The organism is Metabacillus sp. SLBN-84, assembly GCF_053629595.1.
On record NZ_JBRJIP010000007.1, the window covers coordinates 63,510 to 88,497 of the forward strand.

Below are 24,988 nucleotides of genomic sequence, written 5' to 3' on the forward strand. Positions count from 1 at the left end.
TCCTTATTGAGTCAACTTCAATGTCCAATTAAAGTAGTAGATCGTGATTCCCTATGTTGCAACAATTTAACTCGATTTTAGTGAATACTATTAGATAACAATCTGAACAAATAATCCGTGTGATTTCTAAAGCCTGCCTCCAAACCAATCAGCGTCACAGGCTTTTCTTTTTCCTGTATGATTACCGCCTGTCCTTTTGCATCGTTTCTATCCTTCCAGTGTCCTGCTACAAAGAAGTCATCGCTTTTTGCAAAAGTTGCAGCAACGTTCACATTGTCTGTGTTGGTGTACCAGACAGGACTGTAGACAAACCCAATATCCTGTTGTTTATAGCCTGCTGTTAACGGTGAATCCTTATATTCAACGTTTACGATTCCATTGCTGCTTGAAAAGCCTCTTTTCACTTCAACATCTGTAAGTCCAGCTTCTTTCGCAATTTGAGATCCTCCTGCTCCTACTGCAATGAACTTACCTTTTCCTTGGACATATTGATTCAACTTTTCATAAAACGCCTTTACTTCATCTTCACTTGTTAGAGCAAATTCCTTGTTAGCTTCGCTTAGTTTATAAGACACGAGGCTTGCTGAACCGCTATAAACAAAAGCATCGTAAGAATCTAACCCCTGATCTGCTACTTCTCTTGGGTGTACTTCAATCACATCAAACCCTAAACGTTCTAATGCTAGTTTCGTTCCAGCATGAGATTGAACTTTCCCCAATCCACCATCTTTTAGAATCGCAACCTTTTTACTTTTTACAGTAACAGCATTACTTGGCGTATTACCAGATTTTAAAGATAATCCAGATTTCTGAACCTCTTTTTGAATTTGCACTCTTTTTGCATAGGCATAGAAATTCCCTTTTGTATCTTTCTTTATGGATACTCCTTGTTTTAGAAGTGCGTTAACAAGTGAAACAGCTTCGACAGAGGTATTTGGGATAACGTACGGACCAGAGCCAGTTACTTTCCCCGCATGATCTGCCTTTTTCACTTTTGTTGATTTTACATTAAGTTCTTTATGCGATTCGACTGCTTCGAATCCCCATAACTCAGGAAGATTCCAGGCAGAAATGTCATACATGGCATCGATATCATTTGAAATGTCTTCACCGTCCCACAGAAAAACGTTTGCTAAACCCGCCTTCGCTTGGTCCAGATCTACTATATACGTTCCTTTTTCATAACGATTTCCATCCAAGGTAAAGGACTGCTTGCTTTTTTCCACCTTCACATCGTTGTCTACTAAATGCTGAACAGCCTTCTGCACTACTGAATTATCTTCTTTATTTTCTGGTATTACATAAGCTTCCGGATAGAAATGTTCTTCATTATTCGGATGTTCACCTTTGACCCCGCGAACAAAAACTTCAATCTGATCATTTAGCATTGCCTGTTTATTCTGAAGAGCAAATTTCAATGCGCCCGAAACAGCATCGACTTGCCACTTCACACCGTCCCAATCGTTTGTAGGCGCTTCAAGTGTGTATCCATAGCCCCCATGCAGCATTGCATACGCAGGTGTGTAAATCGGCGGATATACGTCCCATCCGGAGGCTGAATCTCTTAATGGAATATGCGTCCCTTCCATTGTTTGATAGAGTTCAGATTCATAGTTTTCTCTTTCACTTACTAGTTCTGATTCCATCGCTTCCGCTTGTTTGTTCATCCATTTATATAACAGATCATATTCATAATTTGGGTTATGAGGAGGTGTTCCTGGAAGGATGAGGCCAGGATGTTTAGCAGCTCCCCTCTGTTTCACGTATCCATGAAGATCCAAGAGAACTAACGGGTTGTAATCTGCAATTTGTTTAACCACTGCTTTTGTCTCTGGCTGAGATTGTGTTACAAAATCTCGATTTAGATCAATTCCCTCAGCATTAAACCTGGTTGCATCTATTCTTCCATCTGGATTAGCATTGACATTTATGATTATTGTAAAATTTTTTAAAATCTCCTTCGTTTCCTTGTCGTTCTCATAACCAAATCGTTCAATCAGTTCGATAACCGCATCCGTGCCTACGAACTCTGTACCGTGTATAGACGCGTGAATTAATATGGGTGCTTTTATATCAGGATTACCTTTTAAATATTGCTGGGCTTTTACAGGATCATCAGACATTAGTTTACGGAGCGTTTTATATTTCTCAGCAGAACTCTTAGACTCTGACTCTTCTATCGTCACTGTGTATAAGTCTTTGCCAGTAGAGGACTTACCTGTAATATTTAAATTAACTCTGCTGCTTGTCTTTTCGTAGTTAGTTAGTTTTTGTTTAAGCGCGTCATACGTTATGTAGTCGTATTTTTCTGTGTTGAAAAGACTATGTTTTCGTTCGACGGGTTTATTACCTTCTGCAAGTACATCAGTAGCTGGAAGTATTCCAGCAAGTAAAGAGACACTTAGTAACATTGATATAATGGGTCGTTTCATTTTCATTCTCCTTCAGTATTTTGTATTTATACAATTGCTTTGTCGGTAATCCTCCTTTCTCCACACAAAAAAGCCCCTTTCCTAAGAAAGAGGCTTTGTATAATAAAGACAATATTCCTCTTCCTTATCTCCCAGCTCTAAAAGCTGCAAGAATTAGCACCGTATCGAATCAATGTCGACCGGTTGCCGGGTTTCATCGGGCTTGTCCCTCCACCTGCTCTTGATAAAGAAGTAATTCTATTAAATTAGTATGAATTATATCCTAATCACACTTAGAGTCAATACATAAAAAGGAAAATGATACTTTTTGATTATATGCACTAAATAGAGTAGTTCTTATTTTGCGAAAATAACAGGAAGAAATATCTAGTTGGCTTTTCGGAATGGTTGTTCCACATAAAAAACGTCTTCATGTAGATTAGAGAAAAAAAGTTATATTAGGTGTAGGTATAAATTAAGGAGCGTTAATGCTGGAATACACAATTAACGCTCCTCAAAATCACTAAATTATTTAATGAAACGCAGGAATCTCTTTTTACCAATCTGTAGTACGTCTTCATTCATTAATACTCGGTCTAAATCATCGTGATTTATTTTTTCTTTATTGAGCTGTACACCCTCTTGTTTAACTAAACGAATAAATTCGCTTTTACTTTTTATGAACCCTTCTTCTATTAACTGGGGAATGATGGCTTCAACTGTTTCCTCCCCAATTTCTATCAAAATTTTAGGTATATCATTTGGGATGTCTTTTTTACTAAATGCTGTTTCAAAGTATGCTATCGCTCGTTTGGTTTCTTCTTCTCCCCAGTATAAATTCGTAATGATTTTAGCTAAAACAAGTTTGATATCTCTCGGATTAACTCCGTTTTCTAGTTGTTGTTTAATGTTTGCAATCTCATCTGGATGTAGATCCGTAGCCAAATCAAAGTATTTAATAATTAGGCTGTCTGGTACTTCCATAACCTTCTTAAACATTACTTCTGCAGGTTCATTAATTCCGATATAATTCCCAAGACTTTTGCTCATCTTTTCCATACCATCAAGACCTTCAAGTAAGGGCATGAAAATGGCAATTTGCTTTTCTAATCCCAAATGTTTTTGAAGTGTACGGCCCATTAGAATGTTAAATGTTTGGTCTGTTCCACCTAATTCAATATCCGCTTGAATCTCTACAGAATCATACGCTTGCATTAGTGGGTAGAAAAATTCGTGTATTCCTATTGGCACTTGATTTTTATATCTATTCTGGAAATCATCACGTTCTAATAATCTTGCAACCGATGTTGTTGCTGCTAGTTTAATGACTTCCTCGAAGGTTAATTTTGAAAGCCACTCGCTGTTAAAGCGGACAGTTGTTTTTTCTGAATCTAGCACCTTAAAGATTTGCTCAAAGTATGTTTTTGCATTTGCTATAACCTGTTCGTCATTTAGAGCCACTCGGCCTTTCGCTTTTCCAGTTGGGTCTCCAATACGACCTGTAAAATCACCGATAATAATTACAACTTTATGCCCCAAATCTTGCAGCTGTTTTATTTTTCTTAAGACGACTGCATGACCTAAGTGGATATCAGGTGCAGAAGGGTCAAGTCCTAATTTAATAGTAAGCGGAGTCTGTAATTGGTATGACTTTTCTAATTTCGCCATCAATTCTTCCTCGTTTACTAATTCTTGCACACCTTTCATAATAATTTTTAATTGTTCTACAGGTTTTACCATCATACTAACATCTCCTTGAAATATTATTTCTAACATTGCAAGTTCTATAAGAAGTAAAGGATAATAAAAAAACGCCCTTTTGGATTAACCAAAAGGACGATTCATCTCGTGTTACCACCTTTAATTTATAAGCAACTCACATCGCTTATCTTTATAAGTAAAGTCATTTGACAATACTTTAGCACATGATTACGGATGCCTAACCGGTGTAGTCTACTAAGGAATACCCGTTCGATACACAGCTCCAAGATGTATTCACAATCGTTCAACATGCACCTCTCATCAACCGGTAACTTTCTGTTTGTTTACATGATTGCTACTCTTTCTTATCATAGCCTTTACCCTTATACTCCGATATGTTTTGAACAAATCTTCATTATGCAGATATTAATATTTTTGATTTTATCTGTGTCGTTTAAATCTGTCAATACAACTGATTTCCATTCCAGGAATTAAATGATTATTTAACAGGGGTACCTTCAGGATCTTCTCGATCTAATGATATTAAAGAGTTAAGTTCTGTCATTTTTTCATCTCAAGTGTATACTCTCGTAAGAAGTTAATTTTTTCCCACCTTAATGATAATGTATGTTTTAGTATTTCTTTTTCACTTAAAACTTTTGTTTCTTCTGTGAGATGAACTGTATTCCATACAGTAATAGCATTAATGATGATATCTAATGCACTTGTACTAATTTCTTTTTGAAATAATTACATCTCTGTGAAAATCAATAATATGCTCAATGAACCAGGTATGTTTTTCTCTCACTTCTTGAATTGTTTCTTTAACTTCAAAAGAGAACTTTATATCAGTCTTAACATATACAATGAATAATTCATTCTTTAATTTAAATACATGAAATGTGAACGCCACGTCTGAATGATCTCTAGTGTCTTTTACGCTCATTGAATAATAAAACTTATTGATAACCTCAACATTTTGTAAGGTTACAGCTTTATTGTTCAAGGATTTCACTTGACCTTCCCCTAGATATTCACTCAAAATTTTATATGTATCCACATCAATATCAGTCTTTGCTTTTAAAGTAATCTCATTAGAACTCAATAATAAATCCTCCATCTCTTATCTTTAAAACAATTAACCTTAGTTCTTTCAACAATTCTGCTCTTTTCTTTAATATGAAGAGGAGGAGAAACTTTGTTAAGCAATTGTCCCCGATTGCGGAAGATTGATAACTATGTGTTCTTCCTTCTAAATGACAAAGCAATTAATACTAAAGACAAACATACAACTCCGTATATGGGCGTTAACCAAATACGGTAGACTGATTCAGGCTCTCCATCTTGAAACTTAGTATCAATGTTGATGCTATTCCAGTCCAAACTAATGGGGTTGACTGCCTCTACAGAGAAGTGAGAAAGGTATAGTTCGCTTTGGAATAGGGCAAAAATCAAATATACTAAACAACCGAGTAATAGTAGTGCCGCGGCTAATTGTTTTTTCATTATTTATTCATTGCTCCTTTAATAAGCCATTCCACTAAATTTCGCCACAAAAAGCGTCAATCCTTCTTGGATTAACGCCCCCGATTGTTGAATATCAATTATGTTGTCTTACCAAAGAAAAGGGCCAGCTTTTTGAAGATCATTGTGAAGTCTTATTAAAGAAAAGCATACGTTAGTCGAATAATTCTTCATCTTTGTATGCTTGAGACCAATGATACGGCTGAACTTCTTTTAATGTTTTGAAAAGTAATGGTTTCTCGTCACTTGAAGATACCGCTACCTTTACATCCCTTCCCCAGTAAATCAATCTTTCTTGACAGACCCCACAAGGAGTTAATACCTTAAATTCTTCATTTTCATTATCTCTTACAACACAAACTGAATGAGTTATTTTTGTATTAAGCTTATGTGCTTCCAAAATTGCACCTGTTTCTATACATAACTCTGTTGAAGCATTTATGACCTCTGGAGCAACACTTGTCAATATTTCACCATTGTTAGTGTACATTGCTGCCGCACCGCCCCAGCCAGTAGGGTATCTTTTTTCAATCAGTTTTTTTGCTGCTTGATATATTTTTTGTTCAATATTCAAATTTGTTCCCCCGCATTACTTCTTTTTCTTTAACCAGCATAATTATAGTAGCTTAACCCGTTCTTTAACTAAATTGCTCCTTTACTTCAATAAGAAAAGGCGACACTTTGTTAAGCAATCGCCCCCGATTGTTGAATATCTGACTAAGTGAAGAGGATCCAACTTTCAACCAATAACAGGTAGTTTCTTCTCAGACAACACATCATTGATTACTCCTATATGTTCTAAAAATATATTATTAGGCAACTCAACTAACGAGAAAAATCTATTTTTTAGAGATTCCTCATTTTTTTCAACTAGAACTCCAGTATAATCATTACATTTAAAAAATACTTCAACTAAAGCTACTTGGTCTCCATTAGGAAATGTTTTTTCTTTGTTTGGACCTGAGTAGATTCCAAACAAAGACATCTCTCCAAGATTCAACCCAGTCTCTTCAAACACTTCTCTTTTAGCAGTGTCTTGAACAGATTCATTTAATTCCATAAAGCCACCTGGAAGTCCCCACTTTTGATTATCTGATCTTAGCTGCAACAACAAAAGACCTTTTGAATTGAACACCAAGGCACCTGCTACTACCATAATTACTTTTTCATTCCCTACCATTGACCTTAAATGTTTTATATAATCCATAAGATCACCCCATACTTTAATTTAAGAATCTAATATACATCCAATAAAAATTCATTTTATAACGGGTTTGGTTACTTTATTTTTCCAATCTAAAATAAAGGAAGATTGGTGCGGGTTAATATTTTTCGGTAATTCGTTTTTATGTAGAAAGCATAACTCTTTACTTTCATTGTTAGATTCTAAGAAACCTGTATAATCCGTTGTATAAAAGATGATTTGTACACTATATACTTGATCACCATTAGCATAATTAGCAAAGCCCTTTTCTCCTGAATATATACCAAACAGATCTAACTTGGTTATGAACAGACCTGTTTCCTCTAGGACTTCTCTTTTAACTGTTTCTTCAAAAGTTTCGCCAAGTTCCAGTATGCCTCCGGGGATTCCCCAAAACCCATAATCTGTCCTTTGTTGCAACAGAATTCTTTCTTGTTCATCTTCAATGATGGCTCCGCAACCTACAGTGAGTAGGGTTTCTTGACCAATTAATTTTCTCATTGTTTTTACGTAATCGTTCATAATAGGCCTCTCTGAAAGTTAGAATTTAGTTTAACTGTTTTAAAATACTTCTCATAGTTAATTCAACAAATAGAGCGTTATCCCTCTTGGATTAACGCCCCCGATAGTTGAAAAAAATTCAAACACTAACTATGCCGAATATGATTTTAAAGTTTTTACGATTTTTCTTTTGTGTTTTAAAACCTTCTTTGAAGTCTGCTATTAGAACGGTTTTACCAAACCAAATTCTTATATAAAAGGAGTGGAATTTGATTGGACCTATGATGCCTTTCTCCTCGTATTCAGTGCCATCTTCCAACTCTGTTTCAGTCCTTATTAACCAATTGTTTCCTATCCCAATTTCAATAAATTTCAAAATTCACTCACCCCAAATAACCCCATTGAGAAGTTCCATAATACTTCAGGGAGGGGCGTCTTTGTTTAGCAATCGCCCCCAATTCTTCAATTACAAAAGGGAATCCACTTTGCTGCAATTGCTCCCTTTGAATGAATAAATGCTATGCTCAGTTACTAAAAATAAAATTTTTATATAACCAACATATAGCATCCTTAAAATCATCAGCTATGTAGTCTATATTTAAGTCTCTTATTTTATCAAAGTGTTCATTAAGCGCAGATTCTCCAGCCCCTGTCCTAACCAATACCTTAATGCAGCCTACTTTTGCCGCTGCCACAATATCACTCCAACGGTCCCCGATTACGACACAGTTTTCAAGAGTTAAGTTATAAGTTTGCTGAGCTTCTGTTAACATTCCTGTATTTGGCTTTCTACAAGAGCATCCCTCGCTAGGACTGTGTGGACAAATAAAAATATCATCAAAACCAAACCCTCTTAACTCCTCTTCAAAATCTTTCTCTTTTGCTAATCCTCTTGAAATTCCAGGTTGATTTGTAAAAGAAAATATTTTTACATTCTCTTTTTTTAATCTGTTGATTTCCATAGCTGTATAATGAAAAAGTTTAAATTCTCCAGGGTAATGAACTGTATCGTCACCACCAATTGTTCCATCTCTATCTAAAAAAATGGCTTCTATTTGTTTCACATTAATTTCCCCTGTCATATCTAATTAAATTTCTTGTTATCTAATGTAAATCTCTTATTCAACAATCCTGCCCGATTGTTGAATAACACCAATTACCATTTTATCACATTTGTTTTATAAAGGACCTCTTTAAATGAGTATTTAACATATATGTTGTTATATATGTTAAATACGTCATTAAAATATATATTGTATTATTAAATAAATTAATGTTATTTACATAAATATTTTTGTTTATAACATGCAATCAACAATAACAACGACATATATTAATTATTTTTACCCTACCCTTGCTTTTGTTTGTCATTTCTCAACACCTTAATTAACTAGGTAAACCCAAGGAATAAAAAAAGTGTATGATCGGTTTGGATCACACACTTTCTGCATTAACGAATTTCTTTTTCGAGTTCTTTAACCTCATCGAACGAGAGGCCTGTATAATTTGATACATCCTGAACAGACATGCCAGGGACTTTGAGAAGGTTTTTAGCAATCTCTGCTGCTTTTTCGGATTTCCCTTCATCTCTCCCAGCATTTCTGGCTCCATCAATTTGTGTCTTCTGATCGGATAGATATTTCTCCCTCAACTGATACATCCTGATGGTTTCCTCGTCAGCACTTAAACGGCGTAGTTTATCTTCAGCTTTTGCTACCAATTGATCCAAGATAAACACCTCCTCTAAATTTTGCTGCTCGTTTTTATCTTCTCTTAAAAATAATAACCATCGATGAAGTGAATTATGCACATTTGGTGTGATGCTACTGAACTTCGGCATTTCGATAAAATGTAGTTCAAGTAGGTCTGTTAAAGTCTTTCCTGTATTCGTATCGCTTATTTTATGGATGGAATGAAAAGATTCAATTTCATGTAAAAGATTAAAACCCAATATATTTATTGTAATTGTTCGATTGAGATCTGAATATTTTTCAGCAGCCTTGAAGTCTTCCGCATAAAGCTTTGACCAGTAGAACAAAGTTCTTTCGATCATGTTGTGTTCGTTGACTAGCTGCACCTCAATGTTAATCTTCTCACCGGTATGACAAATTGCTTTTATGTCGAGAATTCCTTGTTTATCATCAATCTTATCTTTATTCAGTTTTTCTTCTACAATGTATAAGTCATCAACTTCTGCATCCAAAACCGCATTTAGAAATCCAATTAAGATGTCTTTGTCTTTATTTTCACCAAACAGTTTTTTGAATACAAAATCATTTAAAGGCTTTAATCGTTTCAAGTCAAACTCCTCCTCCTATAATTATACAACGAGTCCTAATTAGTTAAAAGCTTTTCAATAGTGGAGGATTCAAGCTGTCTTGAACAGGCATAAAAAAAGAAATACTTAACATTAATAAGACAACAACATTGTCGACATATACGTTAATAATGTTGTTGTATATAACAATAACATCATTAATTTTAACAGGTTGAACTGTCATTTAATACTTTAAACAAAATAACCCTTATCATTTTATATAAAATGTTTTTCGTTCAATTTCATGATTGTTAATGAATATAATAATGTTCATATCATTAACATTGATATATACATAAACATATACAATATTGTTAAAAACAATTGCATTATTATTGTTTTCATAAACATTATTTACGTTTTCAATTTTAATAATCATGTACACATATAAAGTGATATTATATTTAACAATATCATTATTTTTATAATTAACATTGTTTTCATATTTATACTTAACATATATTTTAACATACACAATGTTGTTGTTTTTAACAACAACATAAACAACATAGTTAATAATATTATTGTAGTTATTATTATTAACTAATTATATATATACAACATTGTTAATAAAGTTATTAAATTCACTATATATAGTGAAACATGCAACGTTGTTAACCATAACTTTAACATAGACTATACATCAACATTATTTATATTGTTAACATTATTGTATACAGACGTAAATACAACAATGTTAAACAAAACAGTATTGTTATTTATGTATTTAACAACGATTTTAACGCTATCATTAAAGTATATGATGTCATATATGCTGTGTTTATTAAAGCACTTGTGACGTTAACATATAATTGAATCAATGTACTAGCTGAATATTAATTTTGCACTTTCAGTGATAAAGCCATTGATATCAACGATGTAGTGTGAAATAATATATAAGATAACATATACAATAACATATGTTTTATTATAATTCTTATCTCAGATTCGCATATTTGAATAAGGGAAAAAGAGGTGTTTATTATGACAGCAAAAATAGTGACATTTGGAATTAGTAAAGGCGGCTGTTCCAAATCTACAAGCAGTGGAATAACGGCCTACTTATTGAGTAAAGAAGAGAAGGTTTTAGCTATCGATATGGATGGTCAGGGTAACCTTACAAGCTTCTTGACTGGAGAATATGATATATGCAATGTCTTTGAAGAGAAAACCATTCTTGAAGCTATTATGGAAGAAGATGCACGCTCATATATTATTAAAATCCAGGAAAATCTGGACTTGATTCCATCAAATGATTTTCTTGCAACATTGCCAAGAAGGATGTTTGAAAAGGGATTAAAACTGGACGCACTGCAAAGAGCTCTAGAACCGGTTATGGAAGATTATGATTGGATAATTATTGACACACCGCCAGCTTTATCAGAGCAAACAGTCATGCCATTAAGCACACATTCAGAAGCTGGCACCTACGCAGTAGTCATGTTTGACGGATCCATGTTTGCGTATTATGCCATCCCTAAGTTCCTTGAAATTATAGAAGGTGCAAAAGAGCGATATAATCCAGCATTAGAAACGGCTGGAATATTATTTTCTTTAATCGACGCCAGGGCTAAGGAAAACGAAGGAATGGAAGAGGCCGTACGGGAGGAGTATCCAGGTTTAATGTTCGAGTCCATCATTAAAAGAAAAGCTTCCACCAGAAGACTCGCAATCTCTGGTTTTGAGGGGAATATTGAACTGAAGAACGCTTTAGAATATTACATACCATTTGTTAAGGAGCTGAAGGAACGTGTCAACCAAAAACAGCCTCAAAGATAAAATTAAAAAACCAAACGCTACTCAGGCTTTTTTCAATTCATATGAGAAAGAGACACCAGCCAAAGAAACAGAATCTCCGATAGATAAATCTGACAGCAAAACTGACAATGTTATTACCACTAAAGATATTGTTGAAAATGAAATTGATAATAACAACAATACAAAAACATATGATGACAATGACAATATTGATAATGTTGTAGATGAAGATGATGATTACTTGCGCAGCCTTGTATCGGGGAAAAAGACGCCAAAGCGAAAAGCTAAAAAGGTTTTTACATCTTTTTATATGGAGCCAGAACTTGCTGTTGAAGTTGACAAGATTGCTTCAAGGGGCGAAAAAGGGGATAAGTCAAAACTCATTAACGCAGCGATCAGAAAGTTGCTTGAGGAGTATGGTGTAATACAGAAGTAAGATTGCTATGAAAAGCAAAAGAAAGAGTGCAATTTCCCGAAAGGGTATATTGCACTCTTTTTTATATAAGTCATGTAGTAGGTCATAAAAATTAATGACATAATCAATATTATAAACGTCTATAAAAACATTGTTAACGACATCACTGTTTTTAAATATATTTATAACAATATAATCAACATTAACAACAACATATACTTTGTTATTACTATATATGTCTTAAATAATTAATTATTGTTTTTATCTTCATTGGGCAGACGAAACCATGTTATCTGTTCCATCACAACCTCTGACAAAGCTTTTTGGATCATAAGATCTTTTTCCCTTTCAGATAACCCATCAAAGACCTTTTCTGTATTCAACCGAGTGATTGTCTGCATTTGTCCAAACTTTTTTTGAATAATCGCTGCAAGGAGCTAGCTTATAGGATAGTGTATTTGCTAGCTCCTAACTATCATATGAAACGAACATTTAAAAATATCCCCCTCCTCCCTCTCTAGGTGCAGTACCTCGTTTGCATCACTGAACCACTTTCTCGGCTTTAAAAATCTACAAAAATCCCTTTAATAAACAAAAAGCAAAGAGAGGGGAGGGGGTGTCTTAAAAGAAAATAAGTCTGAAAGAATGATTGATTAGCAGCTTAATAAATTTTAAGAAATACTTTGACCAGTATTCGGTACTTTTGAAACAACTCAAAAACACGAACGATTTCATCCGCCCGTGTTCATAAAAGAATTAAAATACAGAAATTCTCTCGAGTTGTGTGACCTAATTTTCTTAAACGTTTTTCGACATGACTGTTAAGCTAAAAAAAATTACCGGTTATGAGTACAGACGTATTTTTCTACGCTTAAATAAATATGAACAGTTCTTTTCCTTAAGGATCTTGCATATCCTATAACATCACTGCACCACTAACTCACTTTTGGAGGTTGATTCTATTGGCTAAAATAAAGATTCCAAACAGATCAAAGAGCGCGAAAACAAAAGGCCTTGGCGGAAAGAGATGCTGCAGGTTCTCCATATCCGTCAGTAATGATACAGAAAAGAAATTGGATGCCTTGGCAGTCAGCACCGGGTTCTCACGTTCAGAGCTTGCTGATTATCTGCTTCAAGCATGCGTTAACTCTCCGGACTTTGTCTATGCGCTGCAGGAGAAATACAATGTCAATGACCGTTACAAAGTCTATCCAACCATCATTAGCGTCGGGGGAAAACAGCAGGTTGTTTACTAAGTCACTTTTTTGGGTGGCTTTTTACTTTGCTTTTCTTTTTGGTGGTACTGCAAACTTCAGTCCTTGCTGGATCCATTTTAATTCTAAGTCATGACAGGACTTGCACAGTCCGTTGCGCTTGTTGAATTGGGACCGGTCTCTGACTCTAAGGTTTTTATCGCATTTTCTGCATTCCATGATTCTGATTCTCCTTGATTCGTAGTGTATTGGTAACACTATTGACCAAAAGAGGTAGATTTATACATAGGGATATAATTTGATTTAGATAAAAAAAGATCCTTCTCTGAAGAGAAGGATCCGGTAATTCTTTATTTTTATAAGGGGGTATTAGCAGTATACCCGTTTTAGCATTTTAATATACATCTAGATTTATATAAATTTTAACCGCAATTAAACTATCCGTAAGCTGTATACAAGATATACTTCTTAAAACCGGAGAGTCTATTTCTATTCAATATGAGTTTAGACTTAGTAAGATGAAGTTTTATTTTCATAAGCAATAATATCTGAAACAGCCGTGTATATATTAGGAGGGTATTCTGCAATGCGATGAGCTAAGTACAGATACCATTCTGTGCCGTAGGTTATATAAACTCTCGCTTTGTATCCTTGATTTTTCACCTTTTTAATTAGATCCGGTCTAACCCCATCTAGCATTTCAAGCTCAACGTTTGAATTCTTTAGATAACCCTTCTCCAATATTTTCTGATGAAGTTCCTCATCATGGGTAGCGATCGATATGGGCTGATTAGCTTCGATGCACTTTTCGATAAATTCAAGGTACCGACTATTTAACTCTTCAGAACGGCCAATCTTAATTTCTGCAGGTTCCTGATAAGCACCTTTTACAATTCTGATTTTTCCAGGATATTTAAACAATTCATTCAAATCGTCTAATGAACGTTTCAGCTGAACCTGTAGTGTAATTCCTATATTTTTATATATCGAAGCGGCTTCTTTATAGATATCTAAAATAGGATCTGTCTTTTCAGACTCTTCCATGCTGATCATTAAATTAATATTATACTTTTCAGCAGCTTGTGCCATTTCCTTCAAATTTCCCAAGCCAAGCTCTCTGTCTACCGACATGCCAATATGTGACAAGTCAAATGAAATCGTAGATGTAATTCCATTAGAACCTAATTGGTGAATTAGAGAAATAAACTCTTCTTTTGCCGCATGGCACTCCTCAACATTTGTTGTATTTTCACCTATATATTCTAAAGAGACAAGATACTCTTTCTCCATAAGTTCTTTTGCTTTATTGATTGCATCCAGCCTCGTTTCACCTGATACAAAACGCTTTGCTGCACGCATAAATAAGGGATAGAGCTCTTTTGAATTCTGGATGTAGCTTTTTATATCTCCATTTCTTGCAACTGATTTTAAGGCATTGGAAAACCTGATTTCCTCTTGATTTAACATATCAATTACTCCTTTCATGACCATATAAAGATTGAAATTATATCACGAAAATAGCGAAATGTCTTACCTTGTTTCAAAAACCTACTTTTATTTGTCATCTATATAATACTGCACCTAATAAACAGGAAAAGGAAAAGGAAAATTTCAGGATAAAATTAAACATATATGTATATATTGTTTTTAATGTTGTTTTTAATATTGTTTTTAATGTTGTTTTTAATGTTGTTTTTAATTTTACTATTAATGTTATTTTTAATGTGAATTTCAAAAATGCAATATCCCATTCTGAATAGAGAAATTTGCTGTCTCGCTTCCTAAATTCATATTAAAATTTTACAACATCTAGTAAAGAAAATAAATCGATGTTCCCTGTATTTACTGACTTTTTGCTACAGTTTGATCTCCAGGATGGTATGGAAAGAAAGCTAAAAAATAACAATTCGATCCGGTTCCTTTCATCTGCAGATGATTAGGATGGAATTGCCCCTTATCCTTTACAGTCCCTTTGTTTTACCAAATTCTCACCCTTCAATCAACTACTAATAATCCCCCTTTCCTAAAGCGAATGAAGAAAACTTTGGTTTGAATTCATCTCAAATCATTAAGTTACTTTCTGTTTTGATATAAAACGACGAAACATGAATCAATTCTCTTGCCTTAGAGTCGTGTCTAACGTATAGACTTTCTCAAGTAATAACAAATAAGGCAAGTAGGCTTAAATATGTAGAAAGTATTCTATTTTTGATTCCTCTTGTTGCTGAATAGCGCTGAGTTTAGAGGGAGCAAGTAGCCCTAAGATAGGTGTTGCCGTAAGCAATATCACTGCGATGGTAAGTCAATTAAATGCAGGATTTATCATAGATCAATTTGGTCTATTTGGTGCAGATATGATTTCTTTCAGTTGGTCAAAGAGCGTTGGATTACTATTTCTGGTAGTAGCATTACTACTCATATTTAAAGACGAACATCTAAATAAAAAAGAACAACATTTAACATTAGAGGTGGTTAAAAAATGAAATACGACATAATAGGAATAGGGCTCGGCCCTTCTAACCTAGGCTTAGCAGCTCTTCTCAAAGAGAATACAGATAGTCAGGCATTATTTTTTGAAGAAAAAGAAACGTTTAGCTGGCACCCAGGACTTTTATTGGAAGAGGCCACTCTTCAGGTACCTTTTATGGCTGATTTAGTTACAATGGCAAATCCAAAAAGCGAGTATACCTTTTTAAATTATTTAAAGGAGACAGGAAAGCTTTATTTATTCTTCTCTTACAATGAATTTACCATTCCAAGAATGGAATACAACGCTTATTTATCCTGGGTAGCGAGACAGTTAGACAATATTCAATTCTGTTCCAAAGTGGTTAACGTTGAGCTGGATGAGGAAGGCTATATTGTAATCGTCTATAATTCAATAACGAAAACAGAAAAAGAATATTATTCCAAACATGTAGTACTGGGAACAGGTCATAAACCAAGCGTTCCGGTCACAATAGACAGTGAATGGCGTGAACGAATCTTTCCTGCATTGGGATATTCTTTCAAAAGGGAAGAAATATTGACCTTAGATCTTATTACTGTGGTGGGATCAGGTCAAAGTGCAGCGGAAATTTTCCTTGACCTTCTAGATCAACAGCAAAACCATTCTTTTGCGGTAGAATGGATAACCCGGTCCCCGGCACTCAGAGAATTGGAAACGACTAAATTTAGACTGGAGATGTTCACTCCTGCTTATGTTGAGTACTTCGAGGAATTACCACTTGAAAAGCGACAAAAAGGACTATCCTATTTTTATCAATTAAGAAACGGTATAAATCCTAAGACTTTGGATGATATTTACCGAAAACTGTATCATCGTTCTCTTTGCCCGAACGATTTACAGGCAAGCATCCGTCTTCATACAGAATTATCTTCAATTGAAGAAGGCTTTAAACTAAATGTAAAACATCTTGAAGAAGAAAAGTCATTTAGCATTCAAACAGATGCGGTCATTTTAGCTACAGGGGTTAAACCAAATATTCCGGAGTGGTTTCATAACAATTTTGCACACCTGATTGAATGGGATAGCGATGAGCACTTTAAAGTGGGAAGAAATTATAATCTTTCTTTTAAGAAAAACAACCCCAATCATTTTTTCGCATTAACTGATCTTGATCAATCACATGGTACGGCATCGACCAATCTAAAGCTGTCTGTATTCCGAAATCAATTAATTATTAATACATTAGTCGGATTTGAATTATTCAAGATTGAAGATAAAACATCTTTTCAAACTTTTTCATCCATAAGGAAGCATTCACTTGAACCATCATTTCAATAACAATATGGAGGTGAAAATAGATGTCTTTTACGATTAAAGAAGCTTCAGAGAAAGTCGGGATGAGTTCCCACACAATTCGGTTTTATGAAAAACAAGGATTGCTCCCTCTGTTAAAAAGAGACGAAACAGGTTATCGTTCATTTTCTGATCACGATATCGAGTGGCTGGATTTTATTTCTTGCTTGCGTAAAACGGATATTCCTATAACAGAATTAAAGAAGATCATGGACCTGACGTTGGAAGGAAATCATACAATACAAGAGAGAAAAGCAATACTATTAGCACATAGAGAAGCGATGTTAGAAAAACAAAGAGAATTAGATCTTGCTTTTAAAAAAATAGAAAAAAAATTGCGGTACTTCGATGATCTGGAAAAGAAGGAGTATCCAAATAGTGATACTTCTTCTTTTCTTTGCGAATAAAAAAAATCATATCATTTGCTTTCGACTGGACTCTAAGGTGTAGGGTATAAAAGAATTCAGCTGAGCTGAAGGAAATATTTTAGGAGGGATAAGAATGGATAATTTTCAATATGTGAATCCAACAAAATTGATTTTTGGTAAAAACCAAGTGAAAGATTCACTAACTAAAGAGGTAGAAGCTTACGGTAATCGAGTACTATTAGTCTATGGGGGAGGAAGCATAAAAAAGAACGGATTGTATGAACAAGTACTAGAACAACTAGATCGCATTAGCTCCGATGTACTTATTATCGAGCTTGCAGGTGTAGAACCTAACCCTAGACTTACTACGGTTAAAAAAGGCATTCAACTAGTCAAGGAGAACCAGCTTGATTTTATTCTGGCAGTTGGCGGGGGCAGCGTCATTGACTGTGCGAAAGCTATTTCTGTAGGTGCTCATTATGATGGAGATGTATGGGACATCGTGACAGGCAAAGTTTCTCCATCTTCTTCTGTACCACTCGGAACTATCCTGACAATGGCAGCTACAGGTTCAGAAATGAACGGCAACTCTGTTATTACGAATTGGGAAGAGAAAGATAAAAGGGCATTCAGCTCTATTCACACATATCCGAAATTTAGTATTCTCGATCCTCAGAACACATTTTCCGTGCCTACGGATCAAACAGTTTACGGAATTGTTGACTTGATGTCACATGTGTTGGAGCAATATTTCCATGTTTCTGAGAATGCTCCGACACAAGAGCGTTTTGGAGAGTCCATCTTAAAAACGACGATTGAAGTGGCACCTAAACTACTTAATGATCTGGAATCTTATGCTTACCGTGAAGTTATAATGCTGAATGCAACATTTGCCCTCAACAAGATTCTATCAATGGGAGTTCAAACCGACTGGGCTACTCACATGATTGAACATGCGGTTTCGGCTGTACATGACATTCCACATGGCGGAGGACTTGCTATCTTATTCCCTCATTGGATGGACTATGTCTCTGAAACAAAACCTGAAAGAGTCGCACAATTGGGAGTCAGAGTGTTTGATCTTGACGCTTCCAAAGATGACAAAGAATTGGCAAAAGAAACAATACACAGATTAAGAGAATTCTGGAAGGCTATTGGTGCACCTACTAAACTGTCTGACTATGATATTGATAATAAAGAAATTGATCTAATGGTTGAACGATCCCTTACGAAAGACACAATAGGAAACTATGTTCCGTTAGCCAAAGATGATGTAAGACAAATTCTAGAGCGTTCTTTGTAAAAAATAAAGCTGAAAAGGAGTTAACCGTGATATTCGGTTAACTCCTTTTATTTTACATTGAAAAAATTTTGTCTTATTTGCATCTCATACTTTGGGATAGACAAGAAACATAGCCGCCTTATTTAACCCTCCTCAATGCAATCAACTGCATACCATCAGACTGGAATTATACAATTAACATTATCAATAAAATATATATTGTTTGTAACATATGTTTCATCAACAACAATAATGTTAATCTGTCATTTAGAAAACTTTAATACTTATTTCATAACACTTTATCGATAGGGATACTTTGATTCAGATAAAAAAATCCTTCTCTAGATAGAAGGACCGGTAATTCTTTATTTGATTGGGGGGTATTAACAGTTTACCCGTTTTCCCATTTTAATATACATCTAGATTCATAAATTCACAATAGTTGTTAAAAAATTTAGAAAACTTCTTGACTGTTTAAATCTGGCAAGTCTATACTTTTTACATAGTTTGTTAGTTACCTTAACAAACAAAAGGCAGGTGAACACTTTGAGTTTTGTTTCAAAAGGGAAAGCCAGTCCCCCCTTAATGAGAGAACTTAACCGAAATTTGATACTGCAAGAGCTTCGCTCTCACCCTCATCAGTCACGTGCTGCTCTGGCTAAAAAGACAAAATTGAGCAGGCCCAGTGTGTCCGAACTGGTAAAGGAAATGATACGCGAAGGAATGGTCCGTGAAGTAGGGGTTGGGAATTCGACTTCCAACGGTGGCCGAAAACCAATTTTACTGGAGTACAATGCCCAATCGAATTATGTTGCGGGAGCCATTTTGCAGGATGATTCGCTAAAAGTGACGATTGCTGATATGGACGGAAAATTAATTAAAACGGATGCTGAAGCAGTTCATTTGCCCATAAGCGAAAATGAGATCATTCGTGTGGTAGATTCCATTTTGATTAAAATCCTGTCCTCGATCTCAGTATCAAAAACTCAAGTGTCAGGTTTGGTCATTGGTGTTCCTGGAATTACTGCGGAATCAGGAAGAGGAATAAGGTTTTCTCCTGGAGTTTCATGGTCTGACAATGATGTTGCAAGCGAATTTGAGGAAAGCATAGGAGTTCCGGTTGTCATCGACAACGATGTAAACCTCATGACACTGGGCGAATTTTATAAAGGATTGGGTGCAAGTTTTCAAAACACCATCTATTTATTTGCCGGCAACGGAATTGGAAGCGGTATCATTTTGAACGGAGAGTTTATCAGAGGGTCTCACATGGCAGCTGGAGAGATTGGTTACATGCTTATTGGCAACCCTTTATATAAAAATTTTGATATGGGTGTTTTTGAATCTAATTACGGGACGAATGGATTGCTTCAAAAAATGACCCAGCTTGGTTTGCCTGTTGACAGCAGTCAAAAAGCGGTCAAACAGCTTCAGGCCCTTTCTTTGCAGGATTCATCTGCTGGAGAGTTATTAAACGAATTTCTGGACAGCTGGACGAAGGCCATTGTAAACCTGGCATGTATGCTTGACCCCGAATTGATTGTTCTATCCGGGGAGATGTCGGATTTACATGATAAGCACCTCGAGAAGTTGAAAAGCAGCATTGAAAGATACATACCAAAAGCGCCATCCATTTTACTGACAACACTTGGTTCTAAAGCCGGGCTGTACGGTGCCATTCATCTTGCTTTAGAGGAATTCACCCAGTTCGGCTATCAGAATAGAACATTATAATCTAGGAGGGGTTGACATGGTTAAGAAAAAGGGGTTATTAAGTTTGCTTTTGGTACTGGTACTGCTAATTGTTACTGCCTGCAATAGCAGCACAAGCGGCGGAACTGAACCAAAAGAAGAAGGAAAAAAAGAAGAGTCAGGAAAACTTGTCATCTATACAGCCCGTGACCAGGCAGTGGTAGACAAAGTAGTAGGAATGTTTAACGAAAAGTATCCGGATATCGAAGTTGAAACACTTACGATGGGCGCTCAGCAGATATTGGAGCGTGTGCGCGGAGAGAAAGCAAATCCCCAGGCTGATTTTTGGTGGGGCGGTACACAGTCTTCTCTCATGGTAGCAGCTGATGAAGATTTGCTTGCTTCGTTTAAGCCATCTTTTGATGATGTGATTGAAGCCGAACACAAAGATTCAGAAAACCGGTGGTACGGTGAAATGCTTTTGCCAGAGGTCATCATGATCAACAGTGAAGCTTTAAAGAAAGAAGACGCTCCGAAAGACTGGGATGACCTTCTGGATAAAGAATGGAAAGACAAGATCATTATTCGTGGGGTTATGGCTTCAGGAACGATGAGAACCATCTACTCATCTATGATTTTCCGTGAAGGAGCCGAAAATCCTGAAAAAGGGTACGAATGGCTTGAAAAGCTCGAGGCTAATACAAAAGAGTACGCTCAGGATCCAACAAACCTCTATCTAAAATTAGCCAGACAAGAAGGATTGGTATCGCTCTGGAACCTGCAGGATATTCTCCTTCAGAAAAATGAAAACAATCAGCCTTTTGACTATATTTATCCTGAAAGCGGCGCACCGATTTTAGTAGATGGCGTTGCGATGGTGGACGGTGCAAAAAACAAGACAAATGCAGAGCTCTTTTATGAATTCCTATTCTCAAAAGAAACAAGAGCTGAACTTGCAGACGAGCTGTATCAAATTCCGACTCGTACAGATATTGCAAAAGAGGATATGCCTGACTGGTATAAGGAGCTTGATTTAAAAGCGCTTGATATTGATTGGTCAGTCATGGCGGAAAAAGAAGCGGAATGGATGCAGCATTGGGATGAGAACATAAAAGGAAAATAAAAGTTCTTTTGAGTAAAAGCAAAAGCAGTGCAGCAGGAGGGCTTTGAGGAGATAACAGTTCTCTCAAGGCCTTCTCTTTATTTGAAGTTTCATAGAATTGGGGTGCTTAATATGAAAAGCGTGAAGCTTGATAAGGTAAGCAAAATGTTCGGTAAAGCCCGTGGAGTTGAAAACGTCAATATCGATATAAAACCTGGAGAGTTTTTCACGTTCCTCGGGCCAAGCGGATGCGGGAAAACGACAACGCTAAGAATGATAGCAGGATTTTATTTTCCTTCTGAAGGAAAGGTTCTGTTTGATAATCAGGACGTAACGACCCTGCAGCCAAACAAAAGGAACATCGGCATGGTTTTTCAAAACTATGCATTGTTCCCTCATATGACTGTTTTTGAAAACATTGCATTCGGTCTTGAAGTAAGAAAACTGAATAAATCAGAGATACGAAGAAAAGTAGAGAAAGCCCAGTCAATGGTGCATCTTGAGAAGTATGGTGAACGAAAGATAAACGAATTGTCCGGCGGACAGCAGCAGCGTGTCGCCTTGGCAAGGGCACTTGTCATTGAACCAAACATTCTTCTATTGGATGAACCCTTGTCAAATTTGGATGCCAAACTGCGCGAGGAAACTCGCCTTGAAATCAAACGACTGCAATTGGAGCTCGGTGTAACCACCATTTATGTGACACATGACCAGACGGAAGCAATGGCGATGTCAGACCGCATAATGGTCATGAATAACGGGGTGATACAGCAAATTGGATCGCCGGAAGAGATCTATAACAAACCCGTCAATAAATTCGTCGCCTCCTTTATCGGGGAATCCAATGTGCTGAATGCATCAGTTGAGCATATGGACCAAACTCGGGTAACAGCTAGAACAAGCGACGGCCTGACGTTTAATGGACTTCTTAAAAATGCGTCTCCGAACGTATCATTCCGTACAGGTGAACCGGTTAAGCTTTCAATCCGCCCAGAAGCCTTGGCAGAGGGAACGGGACCCAATCAGTTCGAAGCAGAAGTTCAGTTTGTGGAATTTACGGGAGTAACCATTAATTATATCGTAAAGGCAAAAGAGACAACCTTCAAAGTCATGGTCGTCAATAAAGGGAACAAGGTAATGAGCCGGGGTGATCTCATCACGCTTCACATTTCCGAAGGAAGTATTTATTTTATTGGAGAATAGGAGGTGGAACGCATGGTAGACAGAGACAGTTCAATAAAAGAGACTTCATGGTCAAAACTGACGCGGTCAAAGTATTTTATCTATGTTTTGATATCCCCTCTCTTTTTAATTCTGCTGGCATATGTTGTATACCCGTTTTACCAGACATTTATGGAGAGCTTTTCAGGCACTGACGGATCATTTGCCAACTACAAAAAGTTTTTCAGTTTTGAAAGTACCGCAAATCTAGAGGCTTTATGGAACAGTGTGTACATATCGGTTTTAAGTGTCATTACGTGTGCAATCGTCGGTGTCACGATGGCCTTCTTGCTCGAAAGATATGAATTTCCCGGACGAAAGATCTTATCCGTTCTCGTACTGGTGCCAATGGCGCTGCCTCCACTTGTCGGAGTGCTTTCGTTTACGTTTTTGTACGGTGAAAGCGGAATTTTCCCACGTGCATTTCAGGAACTGTTCAATCTAGATAGCGTGCCTTTTTCTTTAAAAGGCATCACAGGAGTCATTGTCGTACATACATTTACCATGTACACATACTTTTATCTGACAGCTTCAGCAGCCATTAAGGGGCTTGATCCTTCATTGGAAGAGGCTGCAACCAGCTTGGGTTCGGGAAGAATCCGCATCTGGCTGAAGGTCATCTTGCCAATGCTGACACCTGCCATGGTGGCTTCATCCTTGCTTGTGTTTATGATAGCCATGGCAAGCTATACAGCTCCCCTTATTTTTGGTGTGGAGCGAACCATGACGATGCAGATTTATTTATCCAGAACAAATGGGAATCTTGACATGGCAGCCACGCAGTCTACTATTCTCTCATTTGTTTCTATCTCATTTTTAATCCTGATGAGATGGTACCAGAACAAACGTAACTATCAAAATCAAAGTAAAGGAATAAGCGTTCACAGAACGGAGGTCCGTTCTTCCTTTATGAAGTACTTCTCTATGACTCTCTCAGTCATTGGAGTCATCGTTCTCTTATTGCCGATTCTGGTCCTTGTATTGATTTCGTTTTCGGTCGACGGAGCATGGACGATTCAAGTCTTGCCGCCTGCTTATACCTTTGAGCATTACCAGGCCCTGTTTACAGACGAGCGAACGTGGCGCCCCATCTGGAACTCAATTCAGATGAGCTTAGTAGCAACAGTCGGTAACATCATATTCGGGGTCGCTGCAGCTTATGTGATGGTACGGACCAAATTTAAAGGGAAAACGGTTTTAGACATTCTGATCATGGTACCTTGGGCACTTCCGGGTACGGTCGTTGCGGTCAACCTCATTGCAGCATTCAGTGAGCCATCGGCATTCAGCTTCAATCAAGTGTTGATTGGAACGTTTTGGATCCTGCCCCTTGCTTATTTTGTCAGACATCTGCCGTTGATTTTCAGGTCCACATCTGCAAGTTTAATGCAGATGGATCAGTCCATTGAAGAAGCCGCACGCAGTTTGGGGGCAGGCTGGATCACTTCCTTCAGGAGGATTGTCCTGCCTATGACCATGACCGGGATTCTTGCCGGGACATTGCTTGCTTTTGTACAGGGTATTGGCGAATTTGTTGCATCCATTCTGATATACAGCACATCAACAATGCCTTTATCCGTTGCAATCTTTCAAAAGATGTACGCGTTTAAGTTTGGAACTGCCTGTGCGTATGGCGTATTGCAGATCCTGCTGATTCTCATCGTTTTATTTGTTTCGCAGAAACTGACAAACGGCAAAGCCGGTTCTGCCATGTAAGGGGGGAGGAAAATGAACGCATCCGAAATGCACGGAAGAGACCTAGATGAGTTAAAACAGGCACCATTTGCGGTCCTTCCACTGGGAAGCTTTGAATACCACGGCCCTCATTCTCCTTTTGGAACGGATATCATTCTTGCAGAGGGTTTTGGGGCTTTGATAAAAAAAGAACTTGGCGGTATCGTCTATCCGGCAGTCCCGTATTCCTCCTGCCCCGGAAAAACAGCTAATTATCCAGGTACTGTTTCCATCAGGCCATCCATCATGCTTGAGTACTTGTCAGATCTGCTTGAAGGCATCCTTCAACTTGGTATAAAACGGATCATCCTGCTTAATGCGCATGATGCAAACATGGGCCTATCGCGGTCTGTTGCCGAGTATGTGACCATTCGACATCCTGAGGCGAAGTTTCTACTGATAAACTGGTGGCAAATGGTTGAAGTTGAAAAAGCTGAACAAATCGGGTTTGAGGGAACAAGCGGCAGGGGACATGGCGGACCCTATGAAATGTCTGCCGTAAAAGCATTCCGGCCAGACCTGGTGAACGTACAAAAAGAAGATGCCGAGTTCCGTGATACAGCCAAATACTCAACCCATCCGTATATCACGGTTGAGGGAAATCCTGAGAGTTGGGACGGCTATACGGGACGGATAGGGCAAACAGCACTGAATAAAGGAGAAGTCATCGTCAGGGCGGCTTCTAAAAACATGAACAATCTAATTGAAAATTGGCTAATCGGAACCGAGGGAGGAGAATAAC

22 protein-coding genes, 1 riboswitch and 1 other annotated feature are annotated in these 24,988 nt (G+C 36.9%); of the genes, 12 read left to right on the plus strand and 10 right to left on the minus strand.

The features are described from left to right. Positions 1 to 77: 77 nt before the first annotated feature. The 9 genes from RKD52_RS22590 to RKD52_RS22630 all read right to left on the minus strand — a co-directional run bounded on the left by RKD52_RS22590 (position 78) and on the right by RKD52_RS22630 (position 9,640). Complete coding sequence (locus RKD52_RS22590) at positions 78 to 2,432, minus strand: M14 family zinc carboxypeptidase (protein WP_454101645.1); 2,355 nt, start codon at positions 2,430 to 2,432, stop codon at positions 78 to 80. A gap of 121 nt (positions 2,433 to 2,553) precedes the next feature. After that, a riboswitch (SAM riboswitch) is annotated at positions 2,554 to 2,662 on the minus strand. Positions 2,663 to 2,939: 277 nt separating this feature from the next. Beyond that, the gene (tyrS, locus tag RKD52_RS22595; protein ID WP_454101646.1) at positions 2,940 to 4,154 is read right to left on the minus strand and encodes a tyrosine--tRNA ligase; all 1,215 of its coding nucleotides are present in this window, start codon (positions 4,152 to 4,154) and stop codon (positions 2,940 to 2,942) included. Between the two features lie 86 nt (positions 4,155 to 4,240). Beyond that, positions 4,241 to 4,493 (minus strand) — a binding site (T-box leader). 349 nt (positions 4,494 to 4,842) lie between these two features. Continuing rightward, entirely contained in the window at positions 4,843 to 5,217 is a 375-nt protein-coding gene (locus RKD52_RS22600; RefSeq protein ID WP_454101647.1) for a hypothetical protein, read from the minus strand. 573 nt (positions 5,218 to 5,790) lie between these two features. Then, the gene (locus RKD52_RS22605) at positions 5,791 to 6,210 is read right to left on the minus strand and encodes a cytidine deaminase (RefSeq protein WP_454101648.1); all 420 of its coding nucleotides are present in this window, start codon (positions 6,208 to 6,210) and stop codon (positions 5,791 to 5,793) included. 165 nt (positions 6,211 to 6,375) lie between these two features. Further along, complete coding sequence (locus tag RKD52_RS22610) at positions 6,376 to 6,843, minus strand: NUDIX hydrolase (protein WP_454101649.1); 468 nt, start codon at positions 6,841 to 6,843, stop codon at positions 6,376 to 6,378. 51 nt (positions 6,844 to 6,894) lie between these two features. After that, complete coding sequence (locus tag RKD52_RS22615; protein ID WP_454101650.1) at positions 6,895 to 7,362, minus strand: NUDIX hydrolase; 468 nt, start codon at positions 7,360 to 7,362, stop codon at positions 6,895 to 6,897. 118 nt (positions 7,363 to 7,480) lie between these two features. After that, a complete protein-coding gene (locus RKD52_RS22620; protein ID WP_454101651.1) occupies positions 7,481 to 7,717 on the minus strand; it encodes a DUF3977 family protein in 237 nt (78 codons plus the stop codon). Positions 7,718 to 7,865: 148 nt separating this feature from the next. Beyond that, positions 7,866 to 8,405, minus strand: coding sequence for an HAD-IIIA family hydrolase (locus tag RKD52_RS22625; protein ID WP_454101652.1), 540 nt, complete (start codon positions 8,403 to 8,405; stop codon positions 7,866 to 7,868). Between the two features lie 386 nt (positions 8,406 to 8,791). Next, on the minus strand, positions 8,792 to 9,640 hold the full coding sequence (locus RKD52_RS22630; RefSeq protein ID WP_454101653.1) for an Rpn family recombination-promoting nuclease/putative transposase: 849 nt from the start codon (positions 9,638 to 9,640) through the stop codon (positions 8,792 to 8,794). Between the two features lie 1,002 nt (positions 9,641 to 10,642). Here RKD52_RS22630 and RKD52_RS22635 point away from each other — a divergent pair. From RKD52_RS22635 to RKD52_RS22645, 3 genes are all read left to right on the plus strand, one after another. Further along, complete coding sequence (locus RKD52_RS22635; protein ID WP_454101654.1) at positions 10,643 to 11,437, plus strand: ParA family protein; 795 nt, start codon at positions 10,643 to 10,645, stop codon at positions 11,435 to 11,437. Then, complete coding sequence (locus tag RKD52_RS22640) at positions 11,409 to 11,852, plus strand: ribbon-helix-helix domain-containing protein (RefSeq protein WP_454101655.1); 444 nt, start codon at positions 11,409 to 11,411, stop codon at positions 11,850 to 11,852. Before RKD52_RS22635 ends, RKD52_RS22640 begins: the two co-directional genes overlap by 29 nt. Before the next feature lie 941 nt (positions 11,853 to 12,793). Next, the gene (locus RKD52_RS22645; protein WP_454101656.1) at positions 12,794 to 13,087 is read left to right on the plus strand and encodes a ribbon-helix-helix domain-containing protein; all 294 of its coding nucleotides are present in this window, start codon (positions 12,794 to 12,796) and stop codon (positions 13,085 to 13,087) included. A 468-nt stretch (positions 13,088 to 13,555) separates the two neighbouring features. On the opposite strand, the gene RKD52_RS22650 is transcribed toward RKD52_RS22645, so the two are convergent. Next, positions 13,556 to 14,512 (minus strand): proline dehydrogenase family protein, encoded by a 957-nt coding sequence (locus tag RKD52_RS22650; protein WP_454101657.1) that lies wholly within the window; start codon positions 14,510 to 14,512, stop codon positions 13,556 to 13,558. A gap of 767 nt (positions 14,513 to 15,279) precedes the next feature. Here RKD52_RS22650 and RKD52_RS22655 point away from each other — a divergent pair. The 9 genes from RKD52_RS22655 (at position 15,280) to RKD52_RS22695 (ending at position 24,987) form a co-directional block, all read left to right on the plus strand. Beyond that, positions 15,280 to 15,528 (plus strand): DMT family transporter, encoded by a 249-nt coding sequence (locus RKD52_RS22655; protein ID WP_454101708.1) that lies wholly within the window; start codon positions 15,280 to 15,282, stop codon positions 15,526 to 15,528. Beyond that, a complete protein-coding gene (locus tag RKD52_RS22660; protein WP_454101658.1) occupies positions 15,525 to 16,832 on the plus strand; it encodes a lysine N(6)-hydroxylase/L-ornithine N(5)-oxygenase family protein in 1,308 nt (435 codons plus the stop codon). The genes RKD52_RS22655 and RKD52_RS22660 overlap by 4 nt, the downstream gene beginning before the upstream one ends. Positions 16,833 to 16,852: 20 nt before the next feature. Then, complete coding sequence (locus RKD52_RS22665) at positions 16,853 to 17,254, plus strand: MerR family transcriptional regulator (RefSeq protein ID WP_454101659.1); 402 nt, start codon at positions 16,853 to 16,855, stop codon at positions 17,252 to 17,254. A gap of 94 nt (positions 17,255 to 17,348) precedes the next feature. After that, positions 17,349 to 18,518, plus strand: a complete 1,170-nt coding sequence (locus RKD52_RS22670; protein WP_454101660.1) for an iron-containing alcohol dehydrogenase — start codon at positions 17,349 to 17,351, stop codon at positions 18,516 to 18,518. A gap of 564 nt (positions 18,519 to 19,082) precedes the next feature. Further along, complete coding sequence (locus tag RKD52_RS22675; protein ID WP_454101709.1) at positions 19,083 to 20,231, plus strand: ROK family transcriptional regulator; 1,149 nt, start codon at positions 19,083 to 19,085, stop codon at positions 20,229 to 20,231. 16 nt (positions 20,232 to 20,247) lie between these two features. Beyond that, the gene (locus RKD52_RS22680) at positions 20,248 to 21,312 is read left to right on the plus strand and encodes an extracellular solute-binding protein (RefSeq protein ID WP_454101661.1); all 1,065 of its coding nucleotides are present in this window, start codon (positions 20,248 to 20,250) and stop codon (positions 21,310 to 21,312) included. 111 nt (positions 21,313 to 21,423) lie between these two features. After that, positions 21,424 to 22,494: an ABC transporter ATP-binding protein gene (locus RKD52_RS22685; RefSeq protein ID WP_454101662.1), complete on the plus strand. Its 1,071-nt coding sequence runs from the start codon at positions 21,424 to 21,426 to the stop codon at positions 22,492 to 22,494. Between the two features lie 12 nt (positions 22,495 to 22,506). Continuing rightward, on the plus strand, positions 22,507 to 24,228 hold the full coding sequence (locus RKD52_RS22690; protein ID WP_454101663.1) for an ABC transporter permease: 1,722 nt from the start codon (positions 22,507 to 22,509) through the stop codon (positions 24,226 to 24,228). Between the two features lie 12 nt (positions 24,229 to 24,240). Continuing rightward, complete coding sequence (locus RKD52_RS22695) at positions 24,241 to 24,987, plus strand: creatininase family protein (RefSeq protein WP_454101664.1); 747 nt, start codon at positions 24,241 to 24,243, stop codon at positions 24,985 to 24,987. Position 24,988: the final 1 nt, after the last annotated feature.

Excerpts from the sequence above, each read along its gene's own strand:
- RKD52_RS22590 (WP_454101645.1), bottom strand. The coding sequence starts at position 2,432 with ATGAAACGACCCATTATATCAATGTTACTAAGTGTCTCTTTACTTGCT.
- tyrS (WP_454101646.1), bottom strand. The coding sequence starts at position 4,154 with ATGATGGTAAAACCTGTAGAACAATTAAAAATTATTATGAAAGGTGTG.
- RKD52_RS22610 (WP_454101649.1), bottom strand. The coding sequence starts at position 6,843 with ATGGATTATATAAAACATTTAAGGTCAATGGTAGGGAATGAAAAAGTA.
- RKD52_RS22615 (WP_454101650.1), bottom strand. The coding sequence starts at position 7,362 with ATGAACGATTACGTAAAAACAATGAGAAAATTAATTGGTCAAGAAACC.
- RKD52_RS22635 (WP_454101654.1), top strand. The coding sequence starts at position 10,643 with ATGACAGCAAAAATAGTGACATTTGGAATTAGTAAAGGCGGCTGTTCC.
- RKD52_RS22650 (WP_454101657.1), bottom strand. The coding sequence starts at position 14,512 with ATGTTAAATCAAGAGGAAATCAGGTTTTCCAATGCCTTAAAATCAGTT.
- RKD52_RS22660 (WP_454101658.1), top strand. The coding sequence starts at position 15,525 with ATGAAATACGACATAATAGGAATAGGGCTCGGCCCTTCTAACCTAGGC.
- RKD52_RS22665 (WP_454101659.1), top strand. The coding sequence starts at position 16,853 with ATGTCTTTTACGATTAAAGAAGCTTCAGAGAAAGTCGGGATGAGTTCC.
- RKD52_RS22670 (WP_454101660.1), top strand. The coding sequence starts at position 17,349 with ATGGATAATTTTCAATATGTGAATCCAACAAAATTGATTTTTGGTAAA.
- RKD52_RS22675 (WP_454101709.1), top strand. The coding sequence starts at position 19,083 with ATGAGAGAACTTAACCGAAATTTGATACTGCAAGAGCTTCGCTCTCAC.
- RKD52_RS22680 (WP_454101661.1), top strand. The coding sequence starts at position 20,248 with ATGGTTAAGAAAAAGGGGTTATTAAGTTTGCTTTTGGTACTGGTACTG.
- RKD52_RS22685 (WP_454101662.1), top strand. The coding sequence starts at position 21,424 with ATGAAAAGCGTGAAGCTTGATAAGGTAAGCAAAATGTTCGGTAAAGCC.
- RKD52_RS22690 (WP_454101663.1), top strand. The coding sequence starts at position 22,507 with ATGGTAGACAGAGACAGTTCAATAAAAGAGACTTCATGGTCAAAACTG.
- RKD52_RS22695 (WP_454101664.1), top strand. The coding sequence starts at position 24,241 with ATGAACGCATCCGAAATGCACGGAAGAGACCTAGATGAGTTAAAACAG.